The 15736-nt window shown below is 65.2% G+C and carries 14 protein-coding genes and 1 tRNA gene; 9 read left to right on the forward strand and 6 right to left on the reverse strand.

From position 1 onward, the window contains the following. Positions 1–319: 319 nt before the first annotated feature. Complete coding sequence (locus tag EDF58_RS13280) at positions 320–976, reverse strand: GntR family transcriptional regulator (protein WP_243654236.1); 657 nt, start codon at positions 974–976, stop codon at positions 320–322. A gap of 110 nt (positions 977–1086) precedes the next feature. Here EDF58_RS13280 and EDF58_RS13285 point away from each other — a divergent pair, with 110 nt between their 5' ends. From EDF58_RS13285 to EDF58_RS13305, 5 genes are read left to right on the forward strand one after another with little or no spacing between them, the layout of a single operon-like run. Next, complete coding sequence (locus tag EDF58_RS13285; protein WP_132266109.1) at positions 1087–1686, forward strand: amino acid synthesis family protein; 600 nt, start codon at positions 1087–1089, stop codon at positions 1684–1686. 2 nt (positions 1687–1688) lie between these two features. After that, positions 1689–2507, forward strand: a complete 819-nt coding sequence (locus EDF58_RS13290) for an alpha/beta fold hydrolase (RefSeq protein WP_207912956.1) — start codon at positions 1689–1691, stop codon at positions 2505–2507. Then, the gene (locus EDF58_RS13295; protein WP_132266111.1) at positions 2504–3982 is read left to right on the forward strand and encodes an aldehyde dehydrogenase; all 1479 of its coding nucleotides are present in this window, start codon (positions 2504–2506) and stop codon (positions 3980–3982) included. Before EDF58_RS13290 ends, EDF58_RS13295 begins: the two co-directional genes overlap by 4 nt. Positions 3983–3996: 14 nt before the next feature. Further along, positions 3997–4506 carry a flavin reductase family protein gene (locus tag EDF58_RS13300; protein WP_132266112.1) on the forward strand — a complete coding sequence of 170 codons (510 nt, stop codon included), beginning with the start codon at positions 3997–3999 and terminating at the stop codon, positions 4504–4506. After that, the gene (locus EDF58_RS13305; RefSeq protein WP_132266114.1) at positions 4503–5942 is read left to right on the forward strand and encodes an NAD-dependent succinate-semialdehyde dehydrogenase; all 1440 of its coding nucleotides are present in this window, start codon (positions 4503–4505) and stop codon (positions 5940–5942) included. The genes EDF58_RS13300 and EDF58_RS13305 overlap by 4 nt, the downstream gene beginning before the upstream one ends. A 125-nt stretch (positions 5943–6067) precedes the next feature. Here EDF58_RS13305 and EDF58_RS13310 read toward each other — a convergent pair whose 3' ends face one another. Genes EDF58_RS13310 through EDF58_RS13320 form a run of 3 tightly spaced genes read right to left on the reverse strand, consistent with a single transcriptional unit; the run spans position 6068 to position 7799 of the window. Then, positions 6068–6463 (reverse strand): carboxymuconolactone decarboxylase family protein, encoded by a 396-nt coding sequence (locus EDF58_RS13310; protein ID WP_132266121.1) that lies wholly within the window; start codon positions 6461–6463, stop codon positions 6068–6070. Beyond that, positions 6453–6758, reverse strand: coding sequence for a DUF1330 domain-containing protein (locus tag EDF58_RS13315; protein WP_132266122.1), 306 nt, complete (start codon positions 6756–6758; stop codon positions 6453–6455). The genes EDF58_RS13310 and EDF58_RS13315 overlap by 11 nt, the downstream gene beginning before the upstream one ends. A gap of 3 nt (positions 6759–6761) precedes the next feature. Further along, positions 6762–7799: an LLM class flavin-dependent oxidoreductase gene (locus tag EDF58_RS13320; RefSeq protein ID WP_132266123.1), complete on the reverse strand. Its 1038-nt coding sequence runs from the start codon at positions 7797–7799 to the stop codon at positions 6762–6764. A 123-nt stretch (positions 7800–7922) separates the two neighbouring features. Here EDF58_RS13320 and EDF58_RS13325 point away from each other — a divergent pair, with 123 nt between their 5' ends. The 4 genes from EDF58_RS13325 (at position 7923) to EDF58_RS13340 (ending at position 14441) form a co-directional block, all read left to right on the forward strand. Beyond that, complete coding sequence (locus tag EDF58_RS13325) at positions 7923–9323, forward strand: cytosine permease (protein ID WP_132266125.1); 1401 nt, start codon at positions 7923–7925, stop codon at positions 9321–9323. Positions 9324–9346: 23 nt separating this feature from the next. Next, positions 9347–10483 carry a 3,4-dihydroxy-2-butanone-4-phosphate synthase gene (gene ribB / locus EDF58_RS13330; RefSeq protein WP_132266126.1) on the forward strand — a complete coding sequence of 379 codons (1137 nt, stop codon included), beginning with the start codon at positions 9347–9349 and terminating at the stop codon, positions 10481–10483. Positions 10484–10569: 86 nt separating this feature from the next. Next, positions 10570–11913 (forward strand): hypothetical protein, encoded by a 1344-nt coding sequence (locus EDF58_RS13335; protein ID WP_207912958.1) that lies wholly within the window; start codon positions 10570–10572, stop codon positions 11911–11913. 398 nt (positions 11914–12311) lie between these two features. Next, complete coding sequence (locus tag EDF58_RS13340) at positions 12312–14441, forward strand: TonB-dependent receptor (RefSeq protein ID WP_132266128.1); 2130 nt, start codon at positions 12312–12314, stop codon at positions 14439–14441. Positions 14442–14572: 131 nt separating this feature from the next. Here the strand turns inward: EDF58_RS13340 and EDF58_RS13345 are convergent, their stop codons facing one another. Next, positions 14573–15046: a hypothetical protein gene (locus tag EDF58_RS13345; RefSeq protein WP_132266129.1), complete on the reverse strand. Its 474-nt coding sequence runs from the start codon at positions 15044–15046 to the stop codon at positions 14573–14575. 336 nt (positions 15047–15382) lie between these two features. Continuing rightward, positions 15383–15459: transfer RNA gene (locus EDF58_RS13350), tRNA-Met, on the reverse strand. Between the last annotated feature and the right edge of the window lie 277 nt (positions 15460–15736).

Raw genomic sequence — 15736 nt, forward strand, 5'->3', positions numbered from 1 at the left:
CCTCCCGCGCGGAAGACTCCCGACCGCAAACCAGGAACGGTGCTGCAAAAGCGCAAGACGGCATCGAGGTCCTCTGCTAGGACGGGAAGGCAGTCTTATTATAGGATGGTATGCCAAAAATCGGACGCAGCGATCGATTTGGCCGGATTGCGCGGCTTGCACCCGGAAATGTCGCAAAAAGGCAATTGGGAGTGCAGAATCTGCAATTGCAGGAAGGCCGCAGCGGGGACATATCGCCCCTGCCTTTCAGGCATCCTCTCCCAAAACCTATTCCGGCCGGTCCTTCGGGACCGGCCTTTTTTTGTGCGCCGAAGCGGCCTTACTTGTTCTTCAGCATCTCGATGGCGATCAGCGACGCCTCGTGCACATGTTCGCGGCATGCCTTGGCCGCGGCATCCGCATTGCGGTTGGCAATGGCATCGACGATCTTGGAAAGCCGCTTGAGCCCTGCAGCCTGGCGGCCGACGACCGACAGCGTCATCGCGCGCATCTGGCTGATGCGGCTATTGAGGCGCTGCACGATTTCCCAGGCGATTTCATGCCCGCCGGTGGTGAAGATCACCTCATAGAAATGCGTGGAGGCATTGAGCGCGGCAATCGCGTTCTTGTCATTGTGCGCCGCTTCGATCGCCGCCAGCGCCTCCCGCAGCAAGGCGACGGTTTCCGCCGAGGACCGGTCCGCGCAGGCCGCCGCCGCCGAGGATTCAAGCTGCATGCGGATCTCGTAGATCTGCTGCGCCTGTTCCGGCGATATCGTGGAAAGGCGCGGACCGGATGGCGTGCTTTCCACCAGTCCTTCGGATTCCAGATTGCGGATGACTTCCCGGATCACCGAGCGGCTGACGCCAAGACGGTCTCCCAGGCTGCGTTCCACCAGCCGTTCGCCGGGCGCTATCTGCCCCTGCATGATGGCGTCGCGCACACGATCCAGCGCGATGAGCCTCAAAGTCTGCGGCCGCGCTTCGATCCGTTCCAAATCATCCTCCACAAAGGGTTTCGCTACTCTTGAAACTCTCATGACAAGAACCGTTGCATGTGTCCAGTCTTCTGGTATACCACCATACAACATTCCAAGGAGGTTGCCCGATGGCTCTGAAGATTCGCAAGCTCGTGTCCTATGTCGAGGAAGTCCGCATCGAAGGCGGCAAGGACGCCGCACGTCCCGTCACCACCGTTCTCGTGGCCGCTGTCGTGAAGAACCCCTGGGCCGGCCGTGACTTCGTGGAAGACCTTCAGCCCGAGATCCGCGCCTATGCCTCCGATCTCGGCGCACTCATCGTCGAGAAGCTGACCGCGACCATCGGCGGCGCGGACAAGATCGAGGCCTATGGCAAGGCAGCCGTCGTCGGCGGCGCGGGCGAAATCGAGCATGCCTCGGCGCTGATCCACACCCTGCGCTTCGGCAACCACTACCGCGAGGCGGTGAATGCGAAGTCCTACCTCAGCTTCACCAACAAGCGTGGCGGCCAGAACACCTCGATCCAGGTGCCGATGATGCACAAGGACGACGAAGGCCAGCGTTCGCACTACATCACTGCCGAATTCGCCATTTCCGACGCCCCGCTCGATGACGAGATCGTGATCGTGCTCGGCGCTGCCGACGGTGGCCGCGTGCATCCGCGCATCGGCAATCGCTACCTCGACCTGGAAGCCATTGCCGCGGAGAAGGCCGCGCAGCAGGGCTGACGGTGGGCGCGAACCCTTTCCCGACGGCCTATGAGGACACGGGCGGAGACAATCCGCCCGTGATCCTGATCCACGGCGTCGGACTGTCGCAGGCCATGTGGAGCGCGCAGAAGACCGCGCTTCAGGATGCCTACCGCGTCATCACGCTGGACATGCTCGGGCATGGCGGAAGCGCCGCGCCGGCCGCCGATGCCGGGCTGGACGACTATGCCGACCAGGTGGCCGATCTGATGGATCATCTGGCCATCGACAAGGCGGTGCTGATCGGGTTCTCGATGGGCGCCCTGGTGGCACGCGCCTTCGCCTTTCGCTTTCCCGGCCGTCTTTCGGGCCTGATCCTGCTCAACGGCGTCTTCGACCGTTCCGAGGCCGTGCGCGCCACGATCCTGGGCCGGGTGGACGAAGTGCGGCAGGCGGGCCCCGCCGCCAATGCCGATGCCGCGATCGAGCGCTGGTTCACGCCGCAGTTCCGTGCTGCCCAGCCCGGCTATATCGCCGACTTGCGCGCCCATATGGCGGGCAACGACCATCACGGCTACCTCACGTCCTATGGCCTTTTCGCCAGCCAGGACAATTTCGGCGCCGACCGCCTCGGCGAGATCGCGGTGCCCACGCTGGTCGCCACCGGGGAGTTCGATGTCGGCTCCACGCCCGAGATGACCCGCAAACTGGCGGCCCGCATCCCCGGCGCGCAAGCCGAAGTCATTGCCCATGCGCGCCACATGATGCCGGTGGAAATGCCGGAAGAAACCAATGCCCTGCTCCTGGGCTACCTCGCTACGATCACCCAGGCGCCCATAACTGCCGGAGAGGCTTCATGACGACACGGAAATTCCAGATGCTGGTGGACGGCGCGTGGATCGACGCTGCTTCCGGCCGGACTTATGAATCGCGCAATCCCGCGACCGGCCAGGTCTGGTCGGTCCTGCCCGACGCCGACGAAGCCGACGCCGACCGCGCCGTGCGCGCTGCCGATGCCGCGTTCCGCAACGCGGCATGGCGCGCCCTCACTGCCACCGCGCGCGGCAAGCTGCTGCGCCGCCTGGGCGACCTGATCGCCGAGCATGCGGGCGAACTGGCCGAACTGGAAACGCAGGACAACGGCAAGCTCATCCGCGAGACGCGCGGCCAACTGGCCTATCTGCCCGAATTCTTCCACTACAGCGCCGGTCTGGCCGACAAGCTGGAAGGCAGCACCCTGCCGATCGACAAGGCGGACATGTTCGCCTTCACCGTGCCCGAGCCGCTGGGCGTCGTTGCCGCGATCATTCCCTGGAACAGCCCGCTCTACCTGACCGCGATCAAGCTGGCCCCTGCGCTCGCCGCCGGGAACACCCTGGTCATCAAGCCTTCGGAACATGCCTCCGCCAGCATCCTGCGCTTCGCCGCGCTCGTCGAGCAGGCCGGGTTCCCCGCGGGCGTCGTCAATGTCGTGACCGGCCTTGGCCCCAGCGCCGGTGCTGCTCTCACCCGGCACCCGCTCGTGCGCCGCATCGCCTTCACCGGCGGACCTTCGACCGCGCGCCATGTCATCAAGGCCAGTGCCGAGAACTTCGCCAAGCTGTCACTGGAACTGGGCGGCAAGTCGGCCAACATCGTGTTCGACGATGCCGACCTGCAGAGCGCGGTGAACGGCGCTGTCGCGGGCGTCTATGCCGCTTCGGGCCAGAGCTGCGTCGCCGGTTCGCGGCTGCTGGTGCAGGACGGCATCTACGACCGCTTCGTCGCCGCGCTGACCGAGCGGATGGCCCGCATCCGCATCGGCGATCCGCTCGACCCGGATTCGGACATGGGCCCCATGGCCACCGAACAGCAGCTCGGCGTGGTGGAGAGCATGGTCGGCCGCGCCCGCGAGGAAGGCGCCGAAGTGCTGGCCGGCGGCCAGCGCCACGCCGGCCGCGAGGGCTGGTATTACGAGCCGACCCTCCTTGCGTGCAGCTCCGACCAGCTCGACGTGGTGCAGAACGAAGTGTTCGGTCCCGTCGCCGCGATCATGCGCTTCTCGGACGACGCCGAAGCGCTCACGCTTGCCAACGGCACCGAATACGCCCTGGCCGCGGGCATCTGGACGCGCGACATCGGCCGCGCACACCGCTTCGCCCGCGACGTCCATGCCGGGATCGTCTGGGTGAACACTTACCGCGCGGTCTCCGCCATGGCGCCGATCGGCGGCTTCGGCGCAAGCGGTTACGGACGCGAGGGCGGCATCCATGCCGTGCTCGACTACACCGAATTGAAGACCGTCTGGGTCAACCTGTCGGAACAGCCGATGGGCGACCCCTTCGTGATGCGGTGAGAGGAGATAGCGACATGACGACAAGCGCAATCGATCCGGCCGAATTCCGCAAGGCCATGGCCGAATTCCCATCGGGCGTCACGGTCGTGACCGCCCTCGACGAGCAAGGCGCCCTGGTGGGCTTTACCGCCAGCGCCTTCACCTCGCTGTCGCTGGACCCGCCGCTGGTGCTGGTGTGCCCGGCCCTGACTTCCGCCACTTATCCGCACCTCGTGCGCGGCGGGCGTTTCGCGATCCACATCCTCGCGGCCGAGCAGCAGGCGCTGGCCATGGCCTTCGCCTCGAAGGGCACGGACAAAGTGGCGGCACTGGAATGGACGCTGAGCGATCTCGGCAACCCGCTGCTCCAGGGCGCCAGCTGCGTGCTCGAATGCAGCCTCTGGCGCGAATACGAAGGCGGTGACCATGCCATTCTCGTGGGCGAAGTGCTGCGCATAGACCGCTGCGAAAGCGGCGTGCTGCTTTATCACCGCGGGCAGATGAGCAATCACGCTCACCTGGAAAAGGAGGTCGCGGGCGCATGACGATCCGGGATCTTCACCCCTTCCGCGATCAGGCTTTCGTCGGCGGGATCTGGACCGTATCGCTGGATACGGTGCCGGTGACCGACCCGGCGACCGGCGAGGTCATCGCGCAAGTGCCCTACCTCGGCGCGGCCGAGACCCGGACCGCCATCGAGGCGGCGGAGCAGGCGCAAGCCGAATGGCGCGCCCGGCCCGCAGGCGAGCGTGCCGACCTGCTGCTGCGCTGGCATGCGCTGCTCCTGCAGCACCAGGAAGCACTCGCGGCCATCCTCACCGCCGAACAGGGCAAGCCGCTGGCAGAAGCGCGCGGCGAAGTGCTCTATGCCGCCAGCTTCGTGCGCTGGTTCGCGGAAGAAGCGCGGCGGATCGAGGGCGAAGTGATCCCCGCGCCCCGTTCGAACCAGCGGATCCTGGTCTGGAGCGAGCCGGTAGGCGTCGTCGCCGCGATCACGCCGTGGAACTTCCCGGCGGCCATGGTGACCCGCAAGGTCGCCCCGGCGCTTGCGGCGGGCTGCGCGATCATCGTCAAGCCCGCGCCGGAAACGCCGCTGACGGCGCTCGCCCTGGCGGCGCTGGCCGAAGAAGCGGGCCTGCCCGCCGGACTGCTCAGCGTCATCACCGGTGAAGCCGCTGCCATCGGCGAGGCTTTCATGAGCAGCGATGTCGTGCGCAAGCTCTCCTTCACCGGCTCTACCGGGGTGGGACGCAAGCTCTACGAACAGTCCGCGCCCACGTTGAAGCGGCTCTCGCTGGAACTGGGCGGAAACGCGCCGTTCCTGGTGTTCGACGATGCCGATATCGATGCGGCCGTGGAAGGGGCATTGCTGGGCAAGTACCGCAATGCCGGGCAGACCTGCGTCTGCGTGAACCGCTTCCTCGTGCAGGACGGCATCCATGACGCCTTCGTCGAGCGGCTTCGGCAGCGGGTCGAGGGCCTGGTCCTCGGCCGCGGCACGGAAGCAGGCGTGACGATCGGTCCGCTCATCAATGCGCGCGCCGTCGAGAAAGTGGAGCAGCATGTGGCGGATGCCGTCGCCCGCGGCGGCCGTCTGCTGGCGGGTGGAACGCGGCAGGAAGGCTTGTTCTTCCCGCCCACGCTGATCGCCGACGTTCCGCGCGATGCGCTGGTCGCCTCGGAGGAAACCTTCGGGCCGCTCGCCGCCGTAATCCGCTTCGAGACCGAGGAAGAGGCGATCCGTTTGGCCAACGATACCGAGTTCGGTCTGGCCGCCTATGCCTATACCCGCGACATCGGACGCGCCATGCGCGTCGCCGGAGCCCTGGAATACGGCATGGTCGGGCTGAACGAGGCAGCGATCTCCACCGAAGTCGCCCCGTTCGGCGGGATCAAGGCCTCAGGCATGGGCCGCGAAGGCTCCCGCCACGGCATCACCGACTATCTCGAACTGAAATACGTGATGATGGGCGGGCTTTAACCCCCACGTTACGGACCCTTGGGTCGCAACAGAGAAGCGCCGGCATCCATGAGGATGCCGGCGCTTTTTCGTTTCCCGGATCATGACATCTCGAACAGGATGCCTTTGCGCATCAACGCCGTGCGTCAGCCTTGCGCGTCGATCTCCGCAAAGACCTCGCGGGCGAGGCGGAAGCTGTCCACCCCGGCCGGGATCCCCACGTAGACGGCGATCTGCAACAGCACTTCGCGGATCTCCTCACGCGTCAGGCCATTGGTCAGCGCGCCGCGAATATGCGCCTTGAACTCGTGGCTGCGGTTGAGCGCCGCGATCATGCCCAGGTTCAGGATCGAGCGGCTGCGGCGGTCGAGACCGGGCCGGTTCCAGATTTCGTCCCAGCAGTACTTCGTTGTCAGTTCCTGCATGGCCCAGTTGAAATCGTCCGCGCCGTCGAGCGCCTTGTCGACATAGGCATCGCCCAGCACTTCACGCCGGGTGGCGAGGCCGCGTTCGAACTTTTCGTCCTGCGGTCTATCGGTCATCCTGTTCCAGTCCTTCCACGATCACGATTTCCACTTCGGCCGCGCCTTCGCGCGCGGCGCGGGCGGCGCTGTATTCGGGCGAGGCATGGCAGGCCAGCGCAGCCTCCATGCTGGGAAACTCTATCACGACCGTGCGCTCGAAAGGCTCCGGCCCTTCGAGCGCCACCGAACGGCCGCCCCGCGACAACAGCTTTGCGCCATTGGCGATCAGGGCGGCCGGTCCGAGATCCATGTAACCGGCGTAAGCCTGCGGGTCCGTCACATTGACCCGGGCGATCCAGTAGGCCTTGGCCATCGGTCAGGCGAAGGCCGGAAGGACGTGGTCGATGAACAGGCGCAGCGATTCGCGCTTTTCCTCGAACGAGAGGCTGTTATCGACCCAGATGCTGTACTCGTCGACGCCCAGCGCCTCGTAGCTCTTCAGGCGCTCGATCAGCTCGTCCGGCTTGCCGATCATGACGTTCTTGCGCAGCGTGTCGGGCACGTACTCGGGGAACTTCTCCGGGTTGATCGGCGGAACGGCAGTCTGGAAACCGTTGACCGGCGGCGTCTTGTTGCCGAACCAGGCGCCGAACGAGCGGAAGAAGAACGAGATGCCTTCCGCCGCCGCCTGCCAGTCGTCATCGCCGGTGTGGACGTGGGCATGCTGCAGCACCATGATCCGGGGGCGCTCGGTGATCTGCGGCGCGGCTTCGATGGCGTTCTCGAACTTCGTCATGAGATCGGCCACTTCGGCATCGCCCTTGGCGAGCGGGGTCACCATCACGTTGCAACCGTTGGCGACGGCGAACTTGTGCGAATCGGGGTCGCGCGCGGCGATCCACAGCGGCGGGCGGGCCTGGATCGGCTTGGGCACGCTGGTGGAAGTGGGGAACTTCCAGATCTCGCCGTCATGCTCGACATCGCCTTCCCAAAGGGGCTGGAGCAGCGGCACCATCTCGCGCAGGTACTTGCCGCCGTCCGTCGCGGATACGCCGTTGAGCATGCGATCGAATTCGAACTGATAGGCGCCGCGCGCCAGTCCCACTTCAGCACGGCCGTTGCTGATCACGTCCAGCAGGGCGGCTTCGCCGGCCATGCGAATCGGGTGCCAGAACGGCGCGATGAAGGTACCGGCGCCCAGGCGGATGCGGCTGGTTCGCCCGGCCACGGCCGAGAGCAGCGGAATCGGGTTCGGCGAGATGGTATATTCCATCGCGTGGTGCTCGCCGATCCAGACTTTGTCCATGCCGCCAGCCTCGGCCATGTCGCACAATTCAAGCAACTCTTCGAAGAGCTTATGGTGCGAGACCGAGGCGTCGTAACGCTCCATGTGCAGAAAGATCGAGAACTTCATCATCCATCCTTTTCCCAGCCTCGCTCGTGGCGGGGCTTAAAATTTCTCTTGCGACTCGCTCGAAGCAAGAATACCGTCCGATGGTATACCACAAAAACGATGGTGCAAGAGGATAACTGAAGCATGGGTAAAGCGGGTGATACCTCGGCCGGGGTGATCGAGGAAAACAGCATCGGCTTCGTGCCGCTGGCGGAACGGCACGGAAAAGTGCGCGATCTCTTCACGCTTTGGTTCACGACAAATATCGCGCCGCTGCCGGTGGTGACGGGCGCCATGGCAGTGCAGGTCTATCACCTGCCCTTGACCTGGGGCATTTCCGCGATCGTGCTGGGCCACCTCGTAGGTGCTCTGGTACTGGGTGCCTGTTCCGCGCAGGGCCCGCAGATGGGCCTGGCCCAGATGATCCAGAGCCGCGGGCAGTTCGGCCGCTACGGCGCGCTGCTGGTGGTAACGTTCGCGACCCTGCTCTACGTCGGCTTCTTCATCTCCAACATCGTGCTGGCCGCAAAGTCGGTCCATGCGCTGCAGCCTGCGGTGGGCCTGCCGGTTGGCGCCGTGCTTTGCGCCCTGGCCGCAGCCGGGATCGGCATCCTGGGCTACAACGTGATCCACATGCTCAACCGTGTCGGCATGTGGTTCATGGGGGCCGGCCTGATCTTCGCCTTCGTCAACCTCGTGGCGCTCATGCCGGCCGGTCTCTGGACCCAGGGCCAGGGCTCGGCGATCGGCTGGCTGGCGATGTTCTCGCTCGCCGCGGTCTGGCACATTTCCTATGCCTGCTACACCTCGGACTATTCGCGTTACCTGCCGCCCAGCGTCGGCATTCGCGCGCCCTTCCTGGCCAGCTTCGCAGGCGCCGCCCTTGGCGCGGGCGCCTCGTTCACCCTGGGCGCGGTAGCCGTGGCTGGTGCGCCGGCAAACGCCGACCCGATGGCCATCGTCAGCGGCGCCACCGGCATGCTGGCACCGGTGCTGATGGCGCTGTTCGTCTTCAACATCATCAGCCACAACGCCCTCAACATCTACGGCGCCGTACTGTCCCTCATCACCATGGCGCAGACGTTCTTCGCCTCCTGGCAGCCGGGCCGCAAGGCGCGCGTGGTGCTGTCCACCCTGGTGCTGGCCGGCTGCCTGGCCGTGGCGACGACTTCTGCGGACGATTTCGTGCCCCGCTTCATCGGCTTCGTCATCGGGCTGATGGTCGTCCTGGCGCCCTGGGCCACGATCAACATCGTCGACTTCTACTTCATCCGTAAGGGCCGCTATGACATCGACTCGTTCTTCCGCGCCGACGGCGGCATCTACGGCCTGATCGACTTGCGGGCGGCCGCGGCCTACGTCGCGGGCATTGCGGTGCAGCTGCCCTTCCTGGCGAGCAGCATCTACACCGGTCCCTTCGCGAAGGCGCTGGACGGCGTGGACGTGGGCTGGCTGATCGCACCGGCCGTCACCACCGCGGTCTACCTGGCGCTCGGCGCGGGACGGAAGGCGGATCTCGCCGCCGCCCCCTGCCCGGCCGAATGAACACGCACACCTGGGAGAGCGACATGGCCACGATAGCCCTGGAGCATGAGAACAAGAGCTTCCTCTCGACTGCGGAGGAAATCATCGACGAGGCGCGAAACGGCCGCATGTTCATCCTCGTCGATGACGAGGACCGGGAGAACGAGGGGGACCTCGTCATCCCCGCGCAGATGGCCACGCCCGAGAAGATCAACTTCATGGCGCGCTACGGCAAGGGACTGATCTGCCTGGCCATGACCGAGAGCCGCGTCAGCCAGCTCGGCATCGGCCTGATGAGCGCCCGCAACGGCACGAAGCACGGCACCGCCTTCACCACTTCGATCGAGGCCCGCGTCGGCGTCACCACCGGCATTTCGGCGGCGGACCGCGCGCGGACCATCGCCGTCGCCATCGACGGGACCAAGGGCAGCGACGAAATCGTCACGCCCGGCCACGTCTTCCCCCTCATCGCCCGCGAAGGCGGTGTGCTGGTGCGGGCGGGCCATACCGAGGCGGCCGTCGATGTCGCCAGGCTGGCGGGCCTCAACCCCTCGGGCGTGATCTGCGAGATCATGAAAGAGGACGGCACGATGGCACGGCTCGACGACCTCATCGCCTTTTCCCGGCTCCACGGCCTCAAGGTCGGAACGATCCGCGACCTCATCGCCTATCGTCGCCGCCATGACACCCTGGTGGAGCGTACCGCACAGGCCAGTTTCCACAGCCGCTGGGGCGGAGACTGGCAGGCGATCACGTACCGCAACCGCGCCACGGACACGGAACAGATCGCGCTCGTGAAAGGCAGGATCGACCCGGCCAGGCCGACGCTCGTGCGCATGCATGTGATTTCCACGCTCACCGACATCTTCGCCGCGCAGAGCAGCGGATCGGGCGTGCTCGAAAGCGCCATGCAGGCGATTGCCGAAGAAGGTGCGGGCGTTGTGATCGCCATCAACCGGGCACGCAACGATCGCTTCACCATGGCCCTGAAAGCGCAGGCGGGCACGCTCTCGCCCGCCGACATGGACGAACTGCGCGACTACGGCGTGGGCGCCATGATCCTGACGGACCTCGGCATCGAGAAGATGACGCTGCTGACCAACACGCACCGAACTCCGGTGGCGCTGGCGGGCTACGGCCTCTCCATCGAAGGCGAACGGCCAATAAAACCGGGACTCTGAAGCCGGAGCGCCCAGGCGCCGCCTAAAACGCATATTCGACATTCCCGTCATCCTCGCTGCGGCCGCCCTGTCGCCAAGGAAGAGTCATGCTCCCCGTTCTCGTCCCCGTCGTCCTGGCCGCATCCGCGCCGGGCACTCTCGATCATGCGCCTGCCGACTGCACTGCATCCGCAGACAGCTGCGCCGCACAGGTCGCCGCCTTCTCGCCTGCCCCTGGGCCCGCCCCCAAAGATGCGGCTCCGGAAACGCCGAAGGTCGAGGCGGCGCCGGCCCCGGCGCCTCCGGCTGAAGCCGCAACCAAGGCCCGGCTCAAGATCGGTGCCGCCCTGCGCGGCCGCTATGACCTGCGCTTCAACGATGTCGGCAGCGCGGGCCAGCGCCGGACGTCCAGCCACTTGTCGTTCGATACCCTGGCCTTGACGGCCGACTACGATTCCACGCGCTTTTTCGGCGCGGCCCAGTACCGCGTCTACGGCGGCAGCTTCATCTACGGCAAGAATGGCGGCTACGACGGCCATGTCGGCGAAGTGAACTTCCTGATGTACGCTTATGCCGGCGCCAAGCTCAACGCCACGGACAGCGTGACCGTGGGCGTACAGCCCGTGCCTTTCGACGACCGCTACTGGGGCTCGTCGATCCTCGACGATCTCGGCTTCGTCTACGGCATGGAAGAAACCTACAACCTTGGCATGAAGTTCAAGCGCCAGACCGCGGACTACCGCGTGGAACTGGGCTTCTTCCCGTCGAGCGGACCCAATGGCATGGGCATCAGCACCGATTCCTCGCGCTATTCCACGAACATCGCCAAGGCCGATAGCTACGTTCCGGACGGTTCGCGCAATGATGAGCGCAAGATGATCGTCGGCAACGTCCAGTACGCGCTTGTGAGCAACCAGGACACCACGCTGAAAGCGACCGCCTCGGCCTGGATTTCCAGCATCTACAATTTCGACACCGATAAGGAGGGCAGCAAGCACCTGTTCGCCTTCAGCCTGACGGGCAGCCACGGCCCGTGGAGCGCCAAGGCCCTGGTCGCGCGGCAGGATATCGACCCGCGCAACCCCGGCCGCAACGACATGATCTCGGTCGGCGGCTTCGACGGAAGCTATAACATCGCCGCCAAAGGCACTTACGCCTTCGGCGAGATCGGCCGCACGATCGACACCGGCAAGCTGCCGTTCGACCTGCTCGTCTACGCCAATTACGGCCGCTTCATGAAGGACGCCGCCGGCTTCCGCGACAGCGAGCGCTTCGATCTCGGCGCCGTATGGACGGCCAAGGACAAAGGCAGGATCAAGGTCTTCTCCGAGTTCCTGCTCGGTCGGAACGATCCCTATGTCGGCGCCGGCCAGTTCATTTCCGGTGCAGCCCAGGGCGGCGACGACAGGTTCAAGGCGGCCTTCATGATGATCTTCGGCTACTATTTCTGACCCGCCCGATGCGGCCATCCCTTGCGGTGTTCAGCCGCATGGGGTGGCCGCAGGTCTTTGACTTCGAACCGGAATATGCCGCGACAGCGTAGGACATCAGCGCAAAAATACGCGTGCAGGCGTGTCCTCTGATCCTGCGCGCTACATGCAAACACACGCCCCCCGCGACGCCGAAAGCCCCCCGGCAAGGCGGCGCGCAAAGAGCAGGCGACCTTCCAAAGTGTAGCAAATCGGCATCGGTCTGTGGATCAGTTCGGACAAAATCCCGCAACAGTTCGATGTGATGTTGTAACATGTCGTTAGCGGAGCTACCCGATGGCCGCCCGGGCACGGATCCGTCCGCGGGTGTAATGGTACGTTATACCGTACCATATCATTGACAGCATAAAGGCCCCGCCATGAGACTTCGATTGCTTTCCAGCAGCGCCCTCGCCCTCTTCGCGCTCCCCGCGCTCGCACATGCGCAAGCCGAACCTGCAGACCGCAGCACGAACGGTGACGCAGACGGCTACCATCACACCACCGGCTCCGACATCGTCGTGACCGGCGTGCTGCCGACGAAGCGTCAGGACATGCTGTCGAGCGTCGCCGTCGTGGAAGGCAAGGAACTTACGCAGGCCATCCGTCCCTCGATCGGCGAAACGCTCCAGCACGAACCGGGCGTTTCCGCCAGTTCCTTCGGCCCCAGCGCCTCGCGTCCGATCCTGCGCGGGCTGCAGGGTGAGCGGGTGCGCGTGCTGACTAACGGCCTCGGTTCGATCGACGTCTCCAACACCTCGGTCGATCACGCCGTCGTCGTCAATCCGCTGCTGGCCGAGCGCATCGAGGTGCTGCGCGGACCGCAGTCGCTGCTCTATGGCTCGTCGGCCATCGGCGGTGTCGTCAATGTGATCGACAAGCGCATTCCGACCTCGGTTCCCGACGAGGCGATCCACCTGGGCGCCATCGCGACATACGGATCGGCCGCCGATGAGCGTTCCACCGCCGGATCCGCCGACGTGCGCCTCTCCAGCCAGTGGGTCGCCCATGTCGACGGCAGCTACCTCAAGAGCGACGACATGCGCATCGGCGGCCACGCGCTCACCCCGGCGCTGCGCCGGCAGGCACTCGCCTCCAGCCTCCAGCCTGCCGATCCGAGCGATGAGGAGCCCATCGATTTCGCAGCCAATGCGGCCGTCAAGGGCAAGCTCCCGAATTCGGGCGCCAAGACCTGGACCGCCGGTGCCGGGCTCGCCTATATCGGCGACGGCGGTAACATCGGCCTGTCCTACAGCCACTACGACAGCCTCTACGGCGTTCCGATCCGCTTCGCGACAGAGGCCGGCCAGGAACAGGAAGCGCCGCGGCTCAGCATGAAACAGGACCGCGTGGACCTGCGCGCGGAAGTCGATGGCGACGGCAAGATCCTGGACAAGGTCTCGCTGCGGCTAGGCTATGCGGACTATTCCCATGCCGAACTGGAGGAAGACGGCGAAGTCGGCACCACTTTCTACAACAAGGGCATGGAAGGCCGCCTGGAATTCACCCAGGCCCAGCACGGCGCCTGGCGCGGCGCCACCGGCATCCAGTTGTTCAACCGCGACTTCAACGTGATTGGCGAAGAGGCTTTCCTGCCGAAGAACTCGACCACGCAAGTCGGCCTCTTCACGCTCCAGCAGCTCGACTACGGCGCGCTGAAGTTCGAGGCCGGCGCCCGCTTCGAGCACACCGCCCTGTCCGCCCAGCCCGTGGGCGATCAGGCCCAGTTCTTCGGCGGCAAGCGTAATTTCGATGCCTTCTCCGGCTCGCTCGGCGCCTCCTACGGCCTGACGCAAGACTGGCGCATCGGCCTGAACCTCTCCCGCACCGAACGCGCACCGGCCGCCGAGGAACTCTTCGCCAACGGACCCCATGCCGGCACCGAGGCCTACGAACTGGGCGATCCCGATTTCAGGCTGGAGAAATCATGGGGCGTGGAAGCCGTCCTGCGCGGCAGCGGCGAGAACTACACGTTCGAAGCCTCGGCCTATCACACCTGGTTCTCGAACTTCATCTACGAGGACCTTACCGGCGATGTCGAAGACGGGCTGCCCGTCTACGCCTTCCGCCAGGCCGATGCACGCTACTACGGCTTCGAGGCGCAGGGCACCTTCACGCTGGCGAAGATCGGCAGCACCCGGATCGTGGCCGATGCGCTGGGCGACTATGTCCACGCCAATATCGTGAACGTCGGCGCCGCCCCGCGCATACCACCACTCCGAGTTCTCGGTGGCCTCGGGGTTCAGACCCCCAAGGTCGACGTGCGCGGCGAAGTCGAACATGTCTGGGCGCAGAAGCGTATCTCGGAGTTCGAAACCACCACGCCGGGCTTCACCATGGTCAATGCCGAAGTGAACTTCCGCCCCTGGGGCGACGAACGACCGCTCAGCTTCGCGCTGTCGGCCAACAACATCTTCGACGTCGTCGCCCGCCGTGCAGCATCGTTCCTCAAGGATTATGCCCCTCTCAGCGGCCGCGACATTCGCGTGACCGCCCGCCTGAACTTCTGAGCCATCGGTGAGGGACGGCAACGGGTCGTCCCTCACCCGCCCGCATCATGGAGGATGTCTCGAAAAACGGGCGGAAGACCCGGCGCAACGGCGAACTCGTGCGCTTGGTCGAAGACCTGCTCAAGCAGGCCTCAGACCCAGCGTCCGCCTATGACCTGGCGCGCCTTGCCGGCAAAAGAGAAGAACGGCTCTATCCCGCACAAGTCTATCGCGCGCTTGCCGAACTGGTCCGGCAGGGCCGCGTCCGGCGGATCGAGGCGCTCAACGCCTATTGCCCCACCCGATCCACCCCCGGCACGATCGTATTTGTTTGCAACGATTGCAGCCGGGCGTTCCAGCACGACCACCCCGAGATAGACACAGCGCTCCGCCTCGCCCTGGAAAACCACGGCCTTCGCCTCGACCGGCTGATTGTCGAGGCCACCGGAAAATGCAACGATTGCCGCCAGCGGACAGGCGACACCCGCTCCTGACAAGGTGTCTGCGGCGGGGAAGGCGGACCGGCCGTCAGCGCGTCGTGACCACACCACATCCAGCATTGCCTCGGCATCCGCCAACCATTGCCGCCTCGCCCCGAGCAGGCTGTCCTCCGCTGCGATTTCCAAACCTGATGATCTCGATCATCGGCCGCATACGCTTGCCCGAAATGCGCCGAGCGGCGACTCCGCTCGCATGACAGCACGCCATCTTGCGTTGGATCCCTTGGCATGGTCCGCCTACCGCAATCAAAGCGCCGAACGCTGGACGATAGCAATCGCCTGGCGAGGCATGATGCAGCCGGTCGCGCGGGCAATTTGGCCATGACGGTATCGAATCTACGCGCGTTGCGCCGTCCCTGCGGCGTGCTCCCCTTCTCGGCTTCTGCTGGAGCGTGTGCGGCGCCAAGGCGCGCGCATACGAGAGCGCTTGCCTGGGCCGTTGGGTGTGGAGAGGTATGTTCATGGTTGCGGGGGCAGGATTTGAACCTGCGACCTTCAGGTTATGAGCCTGACGAGCTACCGGGCTGCTCCACCCCGCGTCACCATTGAGGGCTGAGCGTGTCAGCCTTGAAGCGTGTTTTGTTGTCTGTTCCGGGCGGTGCCGGCGTGGACGGCGGGGTGCTTCTTCCCCGCGTGATGATGGCTGCGTTCGTCATGAACGCGAACAGGGCCCTTATGGGGCCCTGTTTGAGGGCATTTGCCCTTTGTCATTGTGATGGGTTTTTTTACAGCACGCCGGCTTCAATGCCTGGCGACGTCCTACTCTTCCAACGCTTGAGCGTTAGTACCATTGGCGCTGTCAGGTTTCACGGCCGA

Origin of the sequence: Novosphingobium sp. PhB57, assembly GCF_004342985.1 — a bacterium.
Taxonomy (GTDB): domain Bacteria; phylum Pseudomonadota; class Alphaproteobacteria; order Sphingomonadales; family Sphingomonadaceae; genus Novosphingobium.

Coding starts and splice junctions, on each gene's coding strand:
- ribB (WP_132266126.1), top strand. CDS start 9,347: ATGGCCACGATAGCCCTGGAGCATGAGAACAAGAGCTTCCTCTCGACT.
- EDF58_RS13325 (WP_132266125.1), top strand. CDS start 7,923: ATGGGTAAAGCGGGTGATACCTCGGCCGGGGTGATCGAGGAAAACAGC.
- EDF58_RS13305 (WP_132266114.1), top strand. CDS start 4,503: ATGACGATCCGGGATCTTCACCCCTTCCGCGATCAGGCTTTCGTCGGC.
- EDF58_RS13295 (WP_132266111.1), top strand. CDS start 2,504: ATGACGACACGGAAATTCCAGATGCTGGTGGACGGCGCGTGGATCGAC.
- EDF58_RS13300 (WP_132266112.1), top strand. CDS start 3,997: ATGACGACAAGCGCAATCGATCCGGCCGAATTCCGCAAGGCCATGGCC.
- EDF58_RS13285 (WP_132266109.1), top strand. CDS start 1,087: ATGGCTCTGAAGATTCGCAAGCTCGTGTCCTATGTCGAGGAAGTCCGC.
- EDF58_RS13310 (WP_132266121.1), bottom strand. CDS start 6,463: ATGACCGATAGACCGCAGGACGAAAAGTTCGAACGCGGCCTCGCCACC.
- EDF58_RS13320 (WP_132266123.1), bottom strand. CDS start 7,799: ATGAAGTTCTCGATCTTTCTGCACATGGAGCGTTACGACGCCTCGGTC.
- EDF58_RS13340 (WP_132266128.1), top strand. CDS start 12,312: ATGAGACTTCGATTGCTTTCCAGCAGCGCCCTCGCCCTCTTCGCGCTC.
- EDF58_RS13335 (WP_207912958.1), top strand. CDS start 10,570: ATGCTCCCCGTTCTCGTCCCCGTCGTCCTGGCCGCATCCGCGCCGGGC.
- EDF58_RS13315 (WP_132266122.1), bottom strand. CDS start 6,758: ATGGCCAAGGCCTACTGGATCGCCCGGGTCAATGTGACGGACCCGCAG.